The sequence below is a fragment of the Frigoribacterium sp. CFBP 8754 genome (genome assembly GCF_014841815.1).
GTDB classification, from domain to species: domain Bacteria; phylum Actinomycetota; class Actinomycetes; order Actinomycetales; family Microbacteriaceae; genus Frigoribacterium; species Frigoribacterium endophyticum.
The window spans coordinates 743112-757970 of record NZ_JACYUO010000001.1 but is presented as its reverse complement, the minus strand read 5'-3'; the positions used below and the strand labels follow the sequence as shown (position 1 = coordinate 757970).

Below are 14859 nucleotides of genomic sequence, written 5' to 3'. Positions count from 1 at the left end.
CTGGTCTGCGCGGGGTGGTGGTGCGTCACGAGCACGATGTCGTGAACGAGCCGGGATCCGTGTAGGACGTGCCGTCGGCGTCCACCGTCGTCGTCACGCGGACCGCGTCGGCGTTCGACGGGACGGTGCTCGTCCGGGTGTAGCGGACGCCGTCCGGCCCCTCGGTGGTCCACGACGACGCGATCGGCACGCCGAGGACGTCGAGGGTGACCAGGCGGAACTCCACCGTCGTGGCGCTCACGGAGGCGTCGGGCCCGTTGACGGGGTCGCTCACGGACAACGGCTGCCCCACCGCGCAGACCGCGCCCGCCGTGCGCGTCGCGACCGGGGTGGCGGAGGTCGGCGACGACTCGGTGCCGCACTCCGCCCGCGAGGCCCCCACGCGACAGGCGCGGAAGGCGACCGACAGCGTGTTCCCGCTGGGCGAGTCGGTCGCGAGGAACCGGTCGGCGGGCACGTCGGTCCAGGCTCCCGAGCCGACCCGGTACTGGAACCGGTCGACGAGTCCCGTCGCCGCGAGGCCCTCGGCCCGGAGGTCGAAGTTCCCGAACTGGTCGGAGCTCTCCACCGTCACGGAGCCCGAGGCCTGCCCGGGCGGCGTCACGGCCTCGGAGCTCGCGCTCCCGCTCGCGCAGAAGTAGCCGTTGCGGACCACGACGACGTACGACCAGGTGCCGTCGGGCGGGGTGTCCGTCACGCTGGTGCGTGCCTCGTCGGTCAGGAGGGGCGTGCCCGTGGCCGAGCAGCCGCTCGCCCCGGCGCCTTGGGGCTGCCGCCACACGCTGTAGGTCGCCGAGGCGCCGCCCGCGAGGTCGGCGGGTGCCTGCCACGACACCGTCACGCTGTTCCGGCTCGCCTCGGCGCGGACGGACGTCGGAGCGCTCGGCGTGCCGACCGCGCGCGCCGACACCGTGCTGCTCCGGGCCCAGTCGGCGTCGCTGCTCACCTGGGCACGGTTGCGGGCCGAGATCGTGACGCCGTAGACCTGGTCGGCAGCGAGGCCGGTCAGGGTCACCGAGGTGGCCGACGTCGACTGGGCCGCCGCGCCGGCGCGCTCGACGACGTACCCCGTGACCGCGGTGCCCCGCGTCGGCTTCGGCACGGCGTTCCACGACACGTCGAGCGCCCCCGGGGTCGACCGCGACGGGGTGACGGAGACGCCGTTCGGCGCCGCCGGGACGAAGTCGGCGCTGTAGGAGTCGCTGAGCGCGCTCGCGGGAGAGTCCCCGACCGCGTTGGTCGCGACGACCGCGAACTGGTACGTCTGCTCCGGGGCGAGGTCGGTCAGCGTGCAGACCGTGGAGAGGCCGCAGTCCTTCGAGTACGGCGAGCCCCCGCTGCCGGTGCCGACGAGGCGGAAGCGGGTGATCGGGGAGTTGTTCGCCTGCGGAGCCGCGTAGCTCAGCGTCAGCTCCCCGCCGCGGAAGGACCCGCTGCGGGTCGGGGCCGCCGGCTGCGCCGGGACGTCCTGGACGGAGATCGTGACGTTGCCCCACACCTGCCGCTCGGGGTCGCCGGTGACGTCCGCCACCCGGTACTGCAGGTTCGCGTCGCCGGGGGCGGCTCCGGCGCCGACGGCGACCGCGAGGGTCCTGTTGTCGGCGCTCGGCGTGACCGACACGCCCGCCGGCAGGCCGCCTCCCCCCAGGCCCCTGATGTCGACGACGCGGAGCGGCTGCCCGGGGAAGGGGTTGGTCGCCTGGTCGTTCGCGAGCACGTCGATGCTCGCCGTGCTGCCCCGTCGGACCGCCTGGGTGTCGGCGACGGGCTGCGCCAAGGGGCGGCTCGACCCCACGACGGCGAGCTGGACCGCGCCCGACTGGCCGGTCGAGACGGAGTCGCGGACGGAGACGGGCAGCGTCCGGGAGGTGCCCTTGGGGGTGCCGGCGTCGGCCGTGACCGTCATGCGCTGCCCCGACACGTCGACGGTGAACCCGGCGGCGGCCTCGGGGCGGGCCTCGAAGCGCAGCTCGGCGAGGGCGTCGGGGTACGGGTACGTCGTGAGGCGCGTCAGGTCGAGCGTCCGCGACTCGCCGGGCTCGAGGGCGATCGAGGTGCCGGTGAAGGTGGGCGGCTGGTTCTCACGCGGCGTGACCGTGACCGGGAGCACGAGCGTCGCGGTCCGCCCCTCGGGGTCGTCCGCGGACGTGCCGTCGGTGACCTCGAACGAGAGGGAGGCAGCCCCGAAGTAGAGGTCGGCCGACGTGTACGCCAGCGTGGTCGGGTCGACGACGAGGTCGTCCCCGTTCGCGTGGGTGGCCCGCACGGCGCCCGGGTTCGTCAGGCGGACGGCCTTGCCGCCGGCCGCGATGACGTACCGGCTGAGGTCGACGACGACGCGCTCGCCGCTGACGACCGTCACGGGCCGTGCTCGCTTGTCGAGCTGCGGCAGGGCGTCGTCGAAGCCGGGGACGCGGATGAACGCCGTCGCCCGGACGCCCGCGTCGTCGGGGTGGGTGACGAAGAAGGGGATGATCTGCGCGCGGTCGGTCAGGGTGACGCGGACGCGCCTGTCGGAGGTGACCACGGACGTGCCGTCGTAGCCGGGCTCGATGCCGAGGCCCAGCTCGGAGACGGGGCCGTCGGCGAAGAAGACGTTGGCGAGGACGGCCACGTCGACGGACTCCCGGCCGCTGATGTCGGCGAGGTCGAGCACCGTGTCGGACGCCGTGGGGCGGTTGAGCGGCGCGTCGGCGTCGACGGTGACCGTGACGAAGCTCGAGCTGGACCCGCCCTGCGCGTTCTCGACCGTGTAGACGAGGCCGTACGACCCCTCGGCCCGGGGCGGCGTCACCTCGACGAGGGAGCCGTCCACGACCTCGGCGGTCGTGGCCTCGTCGGAGGCCTGCACCTGGGTCACGGTGAGGGCTCCCCCGTCGGGGTCGGAGTCGTTCTCGAGCACCCGGACCGTCACGGTGCCGCCGGGCCGCATCGTCACCACGTCCGCGACCGCGACCGGGTTCCGCGAGCCGTCGGCGCGGGCCGCGATGCCGATCCGCAGCTTGCCCGTCGCCCGGGCGCCCAGGCCGTCGACGACGGTGTACGTGAACTCGTCCGTGCCCGCCGCCGAGGCGTTGGCCTGGTACTGGACGTAGTCGGCCCCGACCTCCGTCACGTTGCCCTTCTCGGGGCTGGTGCCGATGCCCAGCAGGCTGACGCTGTCGCCGTCGGGGTCGACGTCGGCGAGGGGCACGCTGACCCGCACGGTCTGCCCCGCGACCACCCGGGCCGTCACGGTCTGCGGGACGGGGGCGTTGTTGGTGGAGGCGTCCGCCTCGCGCACCGAGATCGAGACCTGGGCGGAGTCGATCTGCCCGTCGCTCCCCCGCACGGCGTACACCGCGGTGACGTTGCCCGGCGTGGCCGGCGCGAGGTACCGCAGCTTCGTGGCCGACGTGAACAGGAGCCCGCCGTCGGCCGGGACGCCCCTGACCAGGTCCGCGACCAGGGTGAGGTCGTCGCCGTCGGGCTGCTCGTCGTTCGCCAGGACGTCGATGTCGATGGCGTCGCCCACGCGGACGGTGACCTGGTCGTCGGTCGCCACGGGGGGCTGCGTCTGCTGGCGTCGGGGTATCTCGACGACCGTGACCGTGCCCTCGGCCGTCGCCAGGCCGTTCGACACCGTGTACGTCAGGCCGACGGGACCCTCGAGCGGAGCGGCCAGCGTGATGCGCAGGTAGCGCTGCTCGAGGGTCTCGACCCGGACGCCGGTGCTGAGGGGCACCTCGGAGGTGCCGGTCACCATGAGGACGTTGCCCGCGGGGTCGAGATCGGTCGCGACGACGTCGAGGGTCTGCGCGCTGAGCGTCTCGACGAAGACCGTCTTGGGCGTCGTGACCGGAGGGGTGGAGGGGTCGGGAGGCGACTGGACGTCGATCCGGACGACGCCCGTCGCGGTCTGGTCGCCGTCCGTGACGGTGTACTCGAGGTTGTGCGTGCGGACCTCGTCGCTGACGAACCGGAACGTGCCGGCGTCGTAGCTCGGGGTCACGGTCGACCCCGCCTTGGCCGGCACGCTGTTCAGCCTGATCTCGCCGGAGCCCCCGCGGGCGTAGTCCAGGGGGCGGACGGTGATCTGGCGACCCGCGTAGGCCTGCACCGTGAACGAGTCGGCCCGGAGGGTCGCCGCCCCGCCGACCGTGATGACGAGCTGCCCGCGGCCCTCGGCCTGGCCGTCGCTCACCGCGAGGGAGAGGTCGACGGTGTCCGCGCCCGCCCCCGGGTCCTGGTAGACCACGTCGCCGGACGGCTTGTACGAGACCCCGTCGGCACCCGAAGCGGAGGTGAGGTAGAACGCGTCGCCGTCCGGGTCGACCCAGTCGCCGAGGACGGCGGTCGAGACGCGCCCGGCCGACGACACCGACGCCGTGGAGCGGCGGACCTGGGTCGGCGGGCCGTTCTCGCCCCCCTGCCGGATCGTGACCGTCGCCACCGCGGAGTCCGTGCCGCCGCGGCCGTCGCTCACCGTGTAGTCGACGAGCACCGTCCCGACCGCGTCGTCGGCGAGGGTCAGCAGCACCTGCTGGCGGTCGTTGACGAGGTCGAGGCGCCCCACGGCGGGGTCGATCTCGCCGACGCCCTCGACGACGAGCGGGTCGCCGTTGGGGTCGTAGTCGTTGAGCAGCACGGGCAGCGTGCTCGCCCGCCCGGGCCTGGCGCCGAGGGCGTCGTCGACGGCCACGGGGGCCTTCTGGTCGGGGTCGAGCTCCGGAGGCTCGTCGGTCGAGTCGTTCTCCTGCTGTTCCTCCTGCTGCTCCTCGTCGAGCAGCTCGTCCCAGTTGTCGATGACGGAACCGTCGCCCTGCACCGCCCAGCTCCGTCCGCCGACCGGGTCGTTCAGCACCACGTGCTCGCCGTGGACCGCCAGGACGAGACCGGACGTGGCCGGCACGCCGTCGAGCTCGAGGAGACCGCCACGGGCGCCGGAGCAGTCGCTCCAGGCAGACCCTCCCGCCCAGGCCGCGTACGAGCAGCCCGCGACGACGACGGGCCGGGCGGGCGCTCCCGCCTGCCCGGTCACGACCTCCTCCGGCTCACCGCCGGAGAAGGGGACCCTGAGGAGCGACGACGACGTGGCGACCAGCACGCCGTCGCCGTCGTCGGCCGCCTGCTGCAGCGCGAGCCCGCCTTCCACGTCGGCGCCGAGGTCGACCAGGGCGCCGTCGACGACGAGCTCGCCCGTCGCGAGGTCGAGGACGGCGGAGCGGCCGCCGACGCTGGTCACCTGGAAGGGGCCGTCGCCCGTCAGCGTGGTGGTGGCCGTCGACGAGACGACGAGGTCGTCGGGCGAGTCGATGCGCGTCACCACCGCGGTCTCCGCGGAGAAGACCGTGGTGACACCGGCGGGGCTGACGCTCGTGACGACGTCGGCGCCCAGGCTGAGGTCGGCGTCGACGTCGCTGCTGAACGACGCCAGGGAGTCGAGGGGCTGGCTCCAGAGCTCGCCCGTGCCCTGCGAGACGATCAGCGCCCGGTCGCCCGCGATGGCGACCTCGGGCGACTCGGGAGGCAGCGGCACGGTGTCGCCCAGGGTCGCCGTGGCGGGGTCGACGACCCCCACCGTCGCGGCCGTCCGGTCGACGAGCAGGACGTCCTGGCCCGACTGGGCGATCGCGAGGTCCGTCCCCGTGGTGCGGACCGCCGCGTTCAGCTCGCGGACGTCGGCGTTCGCGCGGCCGACGGCCGACCGGGCGCCGTTCGCCACCCACACGGTCCCGTCGTCGAGGTCGAGGCGCTGCGCCTCGTACCCGGTGCTGACGACCGCCACGCCCGCCACGACGGCTGCGATCAGCACCGAGCTCAGGCCGGTGGCCACGGCGGAGCGCCGCCGTGACGCCCAGGAGAGGAGCCGGCTCACGGCGTGCGCCCCACCGTCGCGCACGTCTCGGCGCTCGGCTCGCCGCTCCGGCCGCCTCGGTTGACGCTCACGGTGACGCAGACCTCAGCGTCGGGGTCGGAGGGGCTCGCGACGAAGCGGCCGACGGTCTGCTGGCTGGAGTCGTCACCGGTCGTGATGACGTAGGAGTCCCCGGGCCGGGGGCCCGGGTCGCTCCACGAGAAGACGACGGACGTGCCGTCGCCGGAGGTCGAGATGCCCGTGACGCGCGGTATCTCGGTGGAGGTGGCCCGCACGAGCACGAGGGTCGCCGTGGCCCCCAGCGCGATGACGACCACCCCGGCGGCGACGAGCAGCCAGACGAGGGCGAGGACGCGCCGGTCTCGGCGCGCCGGCCGCGTGCCCGTGCTGCGGAGCAGGGCGCGGCTCTGACCCGGCCCCGCAGGGCTCCGCGCGCCGACGCCGGCCCGGGGCCCGTGGACGGCCGCCGCCTGTGCCTCCGTGACCTGACGCCGACGCCGACGCCGACGCCGCGTCGCGACGACCGGCGACGCGCCGCGGAGGCGCGTCTTCTCCTCCAGGTCGGTCACCGTGGCGAGGGCCCAGTCGTCGACGGCGACCTCGATCGGCGTCTGGCCCACCCCGACCTCCGACTCGACCTGCTGCAGCTCACGGAGGAGCTCGAGCACGCTCGACTGGCGCTGCTCGGGGCGGCGCGACATGGAGCGGGCCAGGATGCGCTCGAGGCTCGGGGGCACGTCGGTGCGGCCCGTCGGGACGAGCTTGGCCTTGTCGATCCGGCCGATGAGCTCGGACGCCCCGTTCTTGTCGCTCCCGAGGATCTCGAAGGGACTGCGACCCGCCAGCAGCGAGTAGACGGTGGCGCCCAGCGACCAGACCTCCGACTCGACGGTGCCGGCCGTCTCGTCGAGGAGGACCTCGGGCGCCGACCACGGGATCGACATGCCGACGACCTCCTGCGGCTCGCTCTCGCTGAGGGAGGCGGCGATGCCGAAGTCGGACAGCACCGGGTGGCCGTAGGCGGTCATGAGGATGTTCGACGGCTTGATGTCGCGGTGGAGCACCCCGGCCCGGTGCGCGGTCTCCACGGCGGAGCCGATCGCGACGCCGATGCGCAGCACGTCCGCGACGGGGATCCTGTCACGCCGGTAGCGCTCGCTCAGCGACGACGAGCACAGCTCCATCACGAGGTACGGGCGTCCGTCGGCCGAGACGCTCGCCTGGTAGACGGTGAGGATGGACGGGTGCGAGCTCAGCTGCGCCATGAGGTTGGCCTCGGCCTGGAACATCTGCCGCACCTGGTCGTTGACGACCTCGCTCAGCATCACCTTGACGGCCACCTGGCGCCGGGGCATGTTCTGCTCGTAGAGGAAGACGTCGGCGAAGCCTCCGGAGCCGAGCACGTGCACCGACGAGAAGCCCGGCAGGACGGGCGGTGTGGACGGCAGTCGTCGTGCCACGTCGCCTCCCGCCCCGCGCCGTCGGCGCGATCTGCCTCGATCACGTCGACGCCCCGTCGACCGGATCGATTCTAGGTCGGCGCCCCGAGGCGCCGGGTCGACGAGAGCGTTCGGGGGACAACGTCGGTCCCCCCATTTCGGGGGAGGGTTCGGCGCCCGTGGGGCGTCAGCGAGGGACGGTGGTCTCGTCCGGCTCGGCGTCGCCTGCCGGCGACGTGCCCCGCACGACGACGACGACGGCCGTCACGTTGTCGCGGCCGCCCGCGGCCACCGCCTGCTCGACGAGGTCCGCCGCCGCCCCGGAGGCGCCGTCGGCCGCCCCGAGGGTCGTCGCGATCGCCCGGGCGTCGAGCTCCTTCGTGAGCCCGTCGGAGCAGACGAGGAGGCGCTGGCCGGGCCTCAGGGGCACGCGCCAGTAGTCGGGTCGGGGCTCCACGTCGAAGCCCACCGCACGCGTGATGACGTTGCTGTCGGGGTGCGACTCGGCGTCGTCGGGGTGCAGCATGCCAGCGTCGACCATCTCCTGGACGACCGAGTGGTCGACGGTGACCTGGCGCAGCACGCCGGCGTCGAGGAGGTAGACGCGGGAGTCGCCGACGTTGAAGACCGTGAACGACGGCTCGTCGTCGTCGAGCGACAAGAACGCCCCGGTCACGGTCGTGCCGACGCCGAGCTCGGTGTCGGCGGCCGCGACCGCGATCTCCTCCGTGGCGCGCAGGAGGGCCTCCTCGACCGCGTCGGTCGTGAGGAAGGGCGCCGTCGCCGCCTCGTGCAGCCGTCGCACCACGGCGTCGCTGGCGACGTCGCCGGCGCTGTGCCCGCCCATGCCGTCCGCGACGACGAAGAGGGGGGCCTCCGCGACGTAGCTGTCCTCGTTGTGGGCGCGTCGGCGGCCCACGTCGGTCACGCCCGCCCAGTCGAGGGTCAGGGTGGACCCCTCGAGGGCGAGGTGGTGGTCTGTCACGGGGCTGCCGAGCTCTGTCACGGGAGGGGATCTTCCTGGAGGGGGATGCGCTGAGGCGGGAGGACCTCGAGGAGGACGCCGTCGCCGAGGTCCACTATGGTCCCTGCGAGGGCCACGACCGACTCGCCCTGCCGGAGTCGCACGGGAACACGGCCTGGCATCACCACCACCGTGCCGTTCGTCGACCGCAGGTCGGTCACGACGACCACGTCGCCCTGCTGGTCGAACGACACGTGCGACGCCGAGACCTCGCCGCACGCCGAGGGCACCGTGACGAGCTGTGGCTCGGCTCCCCTGACCACCCGGGGAGCGGCCGGCCGCCGACCCACGAGGAGCGGTCGGTCGAGCCAGTGCACCGCGGTCCCCACGCGGACGCCGTGGCGCCGGCGGGCAGGTCGGACGGGCGCGGTGCCCGCCCGGTCACCGCCCGGTCGAGCGCCCCGGGGCCGCACGACGGTGTCGTCGAGGTCGCGGGGCACGGCCCGCCCGGGCGGCCGCACGAGCGGCGTGACCACGGTGTCGTCGTCGCGGGACGGATCGTCGTGGTCCATGTCGCTCCGCTCGTCGAGGTCAGCCGTGTCGTGACCGACAGGCCGGGAGGCGCGGGCCGGGGCCCCGGGACGCCGTCGCTCCAGGCTATCGGCCCGGCAGACCTGCTCCGGCGGTGGCGACGGGGGCAGGTCGCCGACAGTCGGCCCGAGCAGCGAGACGGCGAGTTCTCCACAGGGCACGCCGGCGGCGCCGCCCCGAGGCCCCCGTTCTCCTAGGGTCTCGTCATGAGAACCCTGGCCCTCGTCCCGCCCCCGCCGCCGGGCAGCGGCGCCGACGTCGCCCCGGAGGGCTCCGGCTTCGTCCGGCTCGACTCCCCCGTGGGGCGCATCGAGATCCACAGCCGTGGCTTCGCGGTCGAGCGCGTCGCGGTGGAGTCGGAGGGGCGCCTCCCCCACGACGGGCTCGACGAGCGGCCCGACGCCCTCCTCGTCGCGGCACGGACCCAGGTCCGCGACTACTTCCTCGGCGTGCGCCGGTGGTTCGACCTGCCGCTCCGCCTCACGGGGTCGTCGTTCCAGCGCTCGGTCTGGTCCGCGCTGGCGACGGTGGAGTGGGGCCGGACGACGACGTACGGCCGGCTCGGCGAGACGATCGGCAGCCCTCAGGCCGGCCGAGCCGTCGGCGGCGCCGTGCGCGCGAATCCGCTCCCGATCCTCGTGCCGTGCCACCGGGTCCTGGGCCGCACGGGAGGGCTCACCGGCTACACGGTCGGGGCGGGCGTCGAGACGAAGCGCTGGCTCCTCCAGCACGAGGGCATCGTCCACCGGGAGGGCCCGGTCGCCGTCCCGTGACCCCTGCGGCGCCCGGGCCCCTGGGCGGAGGTCCCCCGCGGGAGGAGCAGACGACGCAGGCGGGCGTCAGCCCACCGGTGTCAGGACGGACTCCGAGACCAGCGCGGTCTCCCCCGCCCTCGCCCCCGGCTCCAGCACGATGCCGCGGCCTCCCGCCCACTGGACGAGGTCGTCGAGGGTCTCCAGCGAGGGCCTGTCGTCCAGGAGCGCCCGCACGAGGAGCCCCTTGGACTTCTTGTTGAAGTGGTTCAGCGCCCTGCGCGCGCCGCCGGCGCCGGAGACGACGCGCAGGTACGTCGACCGGTCGGCCGGCGCGGCGCCGAGGCCGACGTAGCCCTCGGAGCGGAGGTCGACCACGACGTCGTCGACCTCCGCAAGGCTCTGCGAGACGGCTGCCCGCCAGGTGGCCTTGAGGCTCGCCCCCGGCAGGCGCGAGTCGTGCGACAGACGGTACGCCGGGACGAGGTCGGTCGCGGAGACGAGACCGAGGAGGGCCGAGTGCACGACGAGGTGCCGCCCCGCCCAGGCCCACTCGTCCACGCTGAGGCCGGAGGCGCGGACGGGATCGAAGAGGACTCCCGTGTACCTCGCCAGGGCCGGCAGCACGGGCGCGGACGGCAGTGCTCGGTTCCTGTCCACCTCAGAGCGCAGCCGAGGCCCGATCTTGAGGGCGGCGAGGGACGCCTCGACGTCGTGCGAGAGGACGGCGAGCCGTGACAGCACGTCCTCGCGCTGAAAGCGCAGCGACGGGAAGGCGAGCGCGTCGAGATCGACCCCGGACGCACCGCTGCCCCCGTCGACTTTCGTCTCGGACGGGGGCAGCAGGAACAGCACGGTGGAACGGGAGGGAGGAGACGGGTCAGGCCAGCTGCGCGTTGCGCGCGACGACGGTGACCGTGTCGTTCTCGACGGAGAGGAACCCGTCGTCCGCGGTCGCCTCGACGGTGGTGCCGTCGGCCTGGCGGACGCGGACCCGGCCCGTGGCCAGGATGGCGAGGAGAGGCTCGTGACCCGGCAGGATCCCGATCTCACCCTCGGAGGTGCGGGCGACGACGGAGCTCGCCTCGCCCGACCAGACTTCCTGGTCGGCCGAGACGACGCTCACGGTGAGAGCAGCCACGATCAGCCGTTCTCCTTCTGGATCTGAGCCCACTTCTCTTCGACGTCGGAGATGGAGCCGACGTTGAAGAAGGCCTGCGTCGCGACGTGGTCGAACTCGCCGTCGGCGATCGCCGTGAACGACTCGATGGTGTCCTTCAGGGGGACGGTCGAGCCCTCGACGCCGGTGAACTTCTTCGCCATGTAGGTGTTCTGCGAGAGGAACTGCTGGATGCGACGAGCACGGGCGACCGTGATCTTGTCCTCCTCGGAGAGCTCGTCGACACCGAGGATGGCGATGATCTCCTGGAGTTCCTTGTTCTTCTGGAGGATGGCCTTGACGCGGATGGCCGTGTTGTAGTGCGCCTCGCCCAGGTACCGGGGGTCGAGGATGCGGCTCGTCGAGGTCAGCGGGTCGATCGCGGGGTAGAGGCCCTGCGACGCGATCTCACGCGACAGCTCGGTCGTCGCGTCCAGGTGCGCGAACGTCGTCGCCGGGGCGGGGTCGGTGTAGTCGTCGGCAGGCACGTAGATCGCCTGCAGCGACGTGATCGAGTGACCACGGGTCGACGTGATGCGCTCCTGGAGGATGCCCATCTCGTCGGCCAGGTTGGGCTGGTAGCCCACCGCGGAGGGCATGCGGCCGAGGAGGGTCGACACCTCGGAGCCAGCCTGCGTGAAGCGGAAGATGTTGTCGATGAAGAGCAGGACGTCCTGCTTCTGCACGTCGCGGAAGTACTCCGCCATCGTCAGCGCCGACAGGGCCACGCGGAGGCGCGTTCCCGGCGGCTCGTCCATCTGGCCGAAGACGAGGGCGGTCTTGTCGAACACCCCGGCCTCGTCCATCTCGCCGATGAGGTCGTTGCCCTCACGGGTGCGCTCGCCGACACCGGCGAACACGGACACTCCACCGTGGTCCTGCGCGACGCGCTGGATCATCTCCTGGATGAGGACGGTCTTGCCGACGCCCGCACCGCCGAACAGGCCGATCTTGCCGCCCTGCACGTAGGGAGTGAGGAGGTCGATCGACTTGATGCCGGTCTCGAACAGCTGGGTCTTCGACTCGAGCTGGTCGAACTGCGGGGGCTTGCGGTGGATCGGCCAGCGCTCGGTGATCTCCACCTTCTGGTCGCCCTCGAGGTTCAGGATGTCACCGGTGACGCTGAACACCTTGCCCTTGGTCACGTCGCCGACGGGGACCGTGATGGGCCCGCCGGTGTCGGTGACCTCCTGGCCACGGACGAGACCGTCGGTGGGCTTGAGGGCGATGGCGCGGACGAGGTCGTCGCCGAGGTGCTGCGCGACCTCGAGGGTCAGCTCGCTCGTGCTCTCGCCGATGGTGATCGTCGTGTGCAGGGCGTTGTAGATGCCAGGGATGGCGTCGTGGGGGAACTCGATGTCGACGACGGGGCCCGTGACCCGGGCGATTCGCCCGACGCCGGGAGCCGACTCGGTCGCGACCGGCGCGGTTGCGGTGTCAGTCATGGCTTCTCTCTCTTCGGATGGTGAAACTGGGGTGCAGATCTACTTGGCCGAGCTGAGGGCGTCGGCGCCGCCCACGATCTCGGAGATCTGCTGCGTGATCTCCGCCTGGCGAGCGTTGTTCGCGAGGCGGGTGAAGTCGCGGATGAGGGTGTCGGCGTTGTCGCTGGCAGCCTTCATGGCCTTCTGGCGTGCGGCGTGCTCCGAGGCGGCCGACTGCAGCATCGCGTTGAAGATGCGGCTCTCGATGTACACCGGGAGGAGCGAGTCGAGCACCTCGACGGGGTCGGGCTCGAAGTCGTAGAGAGGCAGCACCTCGCCCTCGGCGGGCTCCTCGATGCCCTCCACCACCTCGAGAGGGAGCAGACGGACGACCTCGGGAACCTGGCTGACCATGTTCACGAAGCGGTTGTAGACGATGTGGATCTCGTCGACGCCGCCCTCGGCTGCCTCGGTGAGGAACTTCGACACGACCGCGTCGCCGATCTCCTTCGCCGTGGCGAACTCGGGCTGGTCGGTGTTGCCCGTCCAGATCTGCTCCGAGTCACGCTTGCGGAACGCGAAGTAGTTCTGCGCCTTGCGCCCGACGAGGTAGAAGACGACGTCCTTCCCCTGGCTGCGGAGCAGCTGCGACAGCTGCTCCGCCTCCTTCAGCGTGTTGGAGCTGAAGGCGCCGTTGAGCCCGCGGTCGGACGTGAAGACCACGACCGCGGCCCGCTCGATCGTCGCCGGCTCGGTGGTGAGGATGTGGTCGACGTCCGAGAACGTCGCCACGGCCGACACCGCCCGCGTGATGGCACGCGAGTACGGCCCCGAGGCCTTCATCCGCGCCTGCGCCTTCTGGATGCGCGAGGCGGAGATGAGCTCCATGGCGCGGGTGACCTTCTTGGTCGTCTGCGCGGAGCGGATCCTCTGGCGGTAGACCCGTAGTTGGGCTCCCATGACTCTCCTGTTGTCTCGTCAGTCGTGATCGTCGGTCGGGCGCGTCAGCGCTTGGCCTTGACGATCTTCTCCTGGTTGACGTCGTCGGCGTCGGTGGCGCTGAACTCCTCGCGGCCGACGGAGGCCAGCGGCTTGCCCTCGCCCGTCTGGAACTCCTGCTTGAAGGCGTCGATCGACGAGTCGAGCGTCGACACGATGTCGTCGGACAGCACGTTCTTCTCGCGCAGGTCCGAGAGCACCGAGGTGTTGCGACCCAGGTAGTCGAGGAGCTCGCGCTCGAAGCGGAGGATGTCGGGGACGGGCACCTCGTCGAGCTTGCCGTTGGTGCCGGCCCAGATCGCGACGACCTGGTCCTCGACCGGGTAGGGCGAGTACTGGGGCTGCTTGAGGAGCTCGGTCAGGCGGGCTCCACGAGCGAGCTGACGACGGCTCGCGGCGTCGAGGTCGGACGCGAACATCGCGAAGGCCTCGAGCGACCGGTACTGCGCCAGCTCGAGCTTGAGCGTGCCGGAGACCTTCTTGATCGACTTGACCTGTGCGTCACCGCCGACTCGCGACACCGAGATGCCGACGTCGACAGCAGGACGCTGGTTCGCGTTGAACAGGTCGGACTGCAGGAAGATCTGGCCGTCGGTGATCGAGATCACGTTCGTCGGGATGTAGGCCGAGACGTCGTTGGCCTTCGTCTCGATGATGGGGAGACCCGTCATCGACCCGGCGCCCAGCTCGTCGGACAGCTTCGCGCAGCGCTCGAGCAGACGCGAGTGCAGGTAGAAGACGTCGCCGGGGTAGGCCTCGCGGCCCGGCGGGCGGCGCAGGAGGAGCGAGACGGCACGGTAGGCCTCAGCCTGCTTCGACAGGTCGTCGAAGATGATGAGGACGTGCTTGCCGCCGTACATCCAGTGCTGGCCGATGGCCGAACCGGTGTAGGGGGCGAGGTACTTGAAGCCAGCCGGGTCCGAGGCGGGAGCGGCGACGATCGTCGTGTACTCCATGGCTCCGGCCTCTTCGAGCGCACCCTTGACGGAGGCGATCGTCGAGCCCTTCTGGCCGATGGCGACGTAGATGCAGCGGACCTGCTTCGTGGTGTCGCCGGACTCCCAGTTGGCCTTCTGGTTGATGATCGTGTCGATCGCGATGGCCGTCTTGCCGGTCTGGCGGTCACCGATGATGAGCTGACGCTGGCCGCGGCCGACGGGGATCATCGCGTCGATGGCCTTGATGCCGGTCTGCATGGGCTCGTGGACCGACTTGCGCTGCATGACGCCGGGCGCCTGCAGCTCGAGGGCACGACGCCCCTCGGTCGCGATCTCGCCGAGGCCGTCGATCGGTGCGCCGAGCGGGTCGACGACGCGACCCAGGTAGCCGTCGCCGACGGGGACGGAGAGGACCTCACCCGTGCGGGTGACCTCCATGCCCTCGACGATGCCCGAGAACTCGCCGAGCACGATGGCGCCGATCTCGTCCTCGTCGAGGTTCTGCGCGAGGCCCTGCGTGCCGTCCGCGAAGCGGATGAGCTCGTTGGCCATCACGCCGGGCAGGCCCTGCACGTGAGCGATGCCGTCAGCGGCGTCGGTGACGTAGCCGACCTCCGTGGTCGAGGCCTTCGACGGGTCGTACGACGAGACGAAGTCCTTCAGCGCGTCGCGAATCTCATCGGGGCTGATCTTGATGTCTGCCATTGTGATTCCTATTCGTAGCGAGGCTTCGGGA

Annotated in this window: 10 protein-coding genes; 1 reads left to right on the top strand and 9 read right to left on the bottom strand. The window is 72.2% G+C overall.

Annotated elements, in window-relative coordinates:
• Positions 1-25 precede the first annotated feature (25 nt).
• The 4 genes from IFT72_RS03495 to IFT72_RS03480 all read right to left on the bottom strand — a co-directional run bounded on the left by IFT72_RS03495 (position 26) and on the right by IFT72_RS03480 (position 8832).
• The gene (locus IFT72_RS03495) at positions 26-5857 is read right to left on the bottom strand and encodes an Ig-like domain-containing protein (protein WP_192045574.1); all 5832 of its coding nucleotides are present in this window, start codon (positions 5855-5857) and stop codon (positions 26-28) included.
• Positions 5854-7317 (bottom strand): protein kinase, encoded by a 1464-nt coding sequence (locus tag IFT72_RS03490; RefSeq protein ID WP_192045573.1) that lies wholly within the window; start codon positions 7315-7317, stop codon positions 5854-5856. The genes IFT72_RS03495 and IFT72_RS03490 overlap by 4 nt, the downstream gene beginning before the upstream one ends.
• Positions 7318-7483: 166 nt before the next feature.
• Positions 7484-8302, bottom strand: coding sequence for a PP2C family serine/threonine-protein phosphatase (locus tag IFT72_RS03485; protein WP_056053975.1), 819 nt, complete (start codon positions 8300-8302; stop codon positions 7484-7486).
• The gene (locus IFT72_RS03480; RefSeq protein ID WP_192045572.1) at positions 8299-8832 is read right to left on the bottom strand and encodes an FHA domain-containing protein; all 534 of its coding nucleotides are present in this window, start codon (positions 8830-8832) and stop codon (positions 8299-8301) included. Before IFT72_RS03480 ends, IFT72_RS03485 begins: the two co-directional genes overlap by 4 nt.
• A 225-nt stretch (positions 8833-9057) precedes the next feature.
• On the opposite strand from IFT72_RS03480, the gene IFT72_RS03475 reads away from it, so the two are divergent.
• Positions 9058-9624, top strand: coding sequence for a methylated-DNA--[protein]-cysteine S-methyltransferase (locus tag IFT72_RS03475; protein ID WP_082514314.1), 567 nt, complete (start codon positions 9058-9060; stop codon positions 9622-9624).
• Between the two features lie 66 nt (positions 9625-9690).
• Here IFT72_RS03475 and IFT72_RS03470 read toward each other — a convergent pair whose 3' ends face one another.
• The 5 genes from IFT72_RS03470 to atpA are packed head-to-tail and all read right to left on the bottom strand — an operon-like array spanning position 9691 to position 14828.
• On the bottom strand, positions 9691-10458 hold the full coding sequence (locus IFT72_RS03470) for a peroxide stress protein YaaA (RefSeq protein WP_192045571.1): 768 nt from the start codon (positions 10456-10458) through the stop codon (positions 9691-9693).
• 25 nt (positions 10459-10483) lie between these two features.
• Positions 10484-10744: a F0F1 ATP synthase subunit epsilon gene (locus tag IFT72_RS03465; protein WP_167258956.1), complete on the bottom strand. Its 261-nt coding sequence runs from the start codon at positions 10742-10744 to the stop codon at positions 10484-10486.
• 2 nt (positions 10745-10746) lie between these two features.
• A complete protein-coding gene (atpD, locus tag IFT72_RS03460; protein ID WP_056053962.1) occupies positions 10747-12207 on the bottom strand; it encodes a F0F1 ATP synthase subunit beta in 1461 nt (486 codons plus the stop codon).
• Between the two features lie 39 nt (positions 12208-12246).
• Positions 12247-13146 carry a F0F1 ATP synthase subunit gamma gene (locus IFT72_RS03455; RefSeq protein WP_056053959.1) on the bottom strand — a complete coding sequence of 300 codons (900 nt, stop codon included), beginning with the start codon at positions 13144-13146 and terminating at the stop codon, positions 12247-12249.
• Positions 13147-13190: 44 nt separating this feature from the next.
• Entirely contained in the window at positions 13191-14828 is a 1638-nt protein-coding gene (gene atpA / locus IFT72_RS03450) for a F0F1 ATP synthase subunit alpha (RefSeq protein ID WP_056053956.1), read from the bottom strand.
• Positions 14829-14859: the final 31 nt, after the last annotated feature.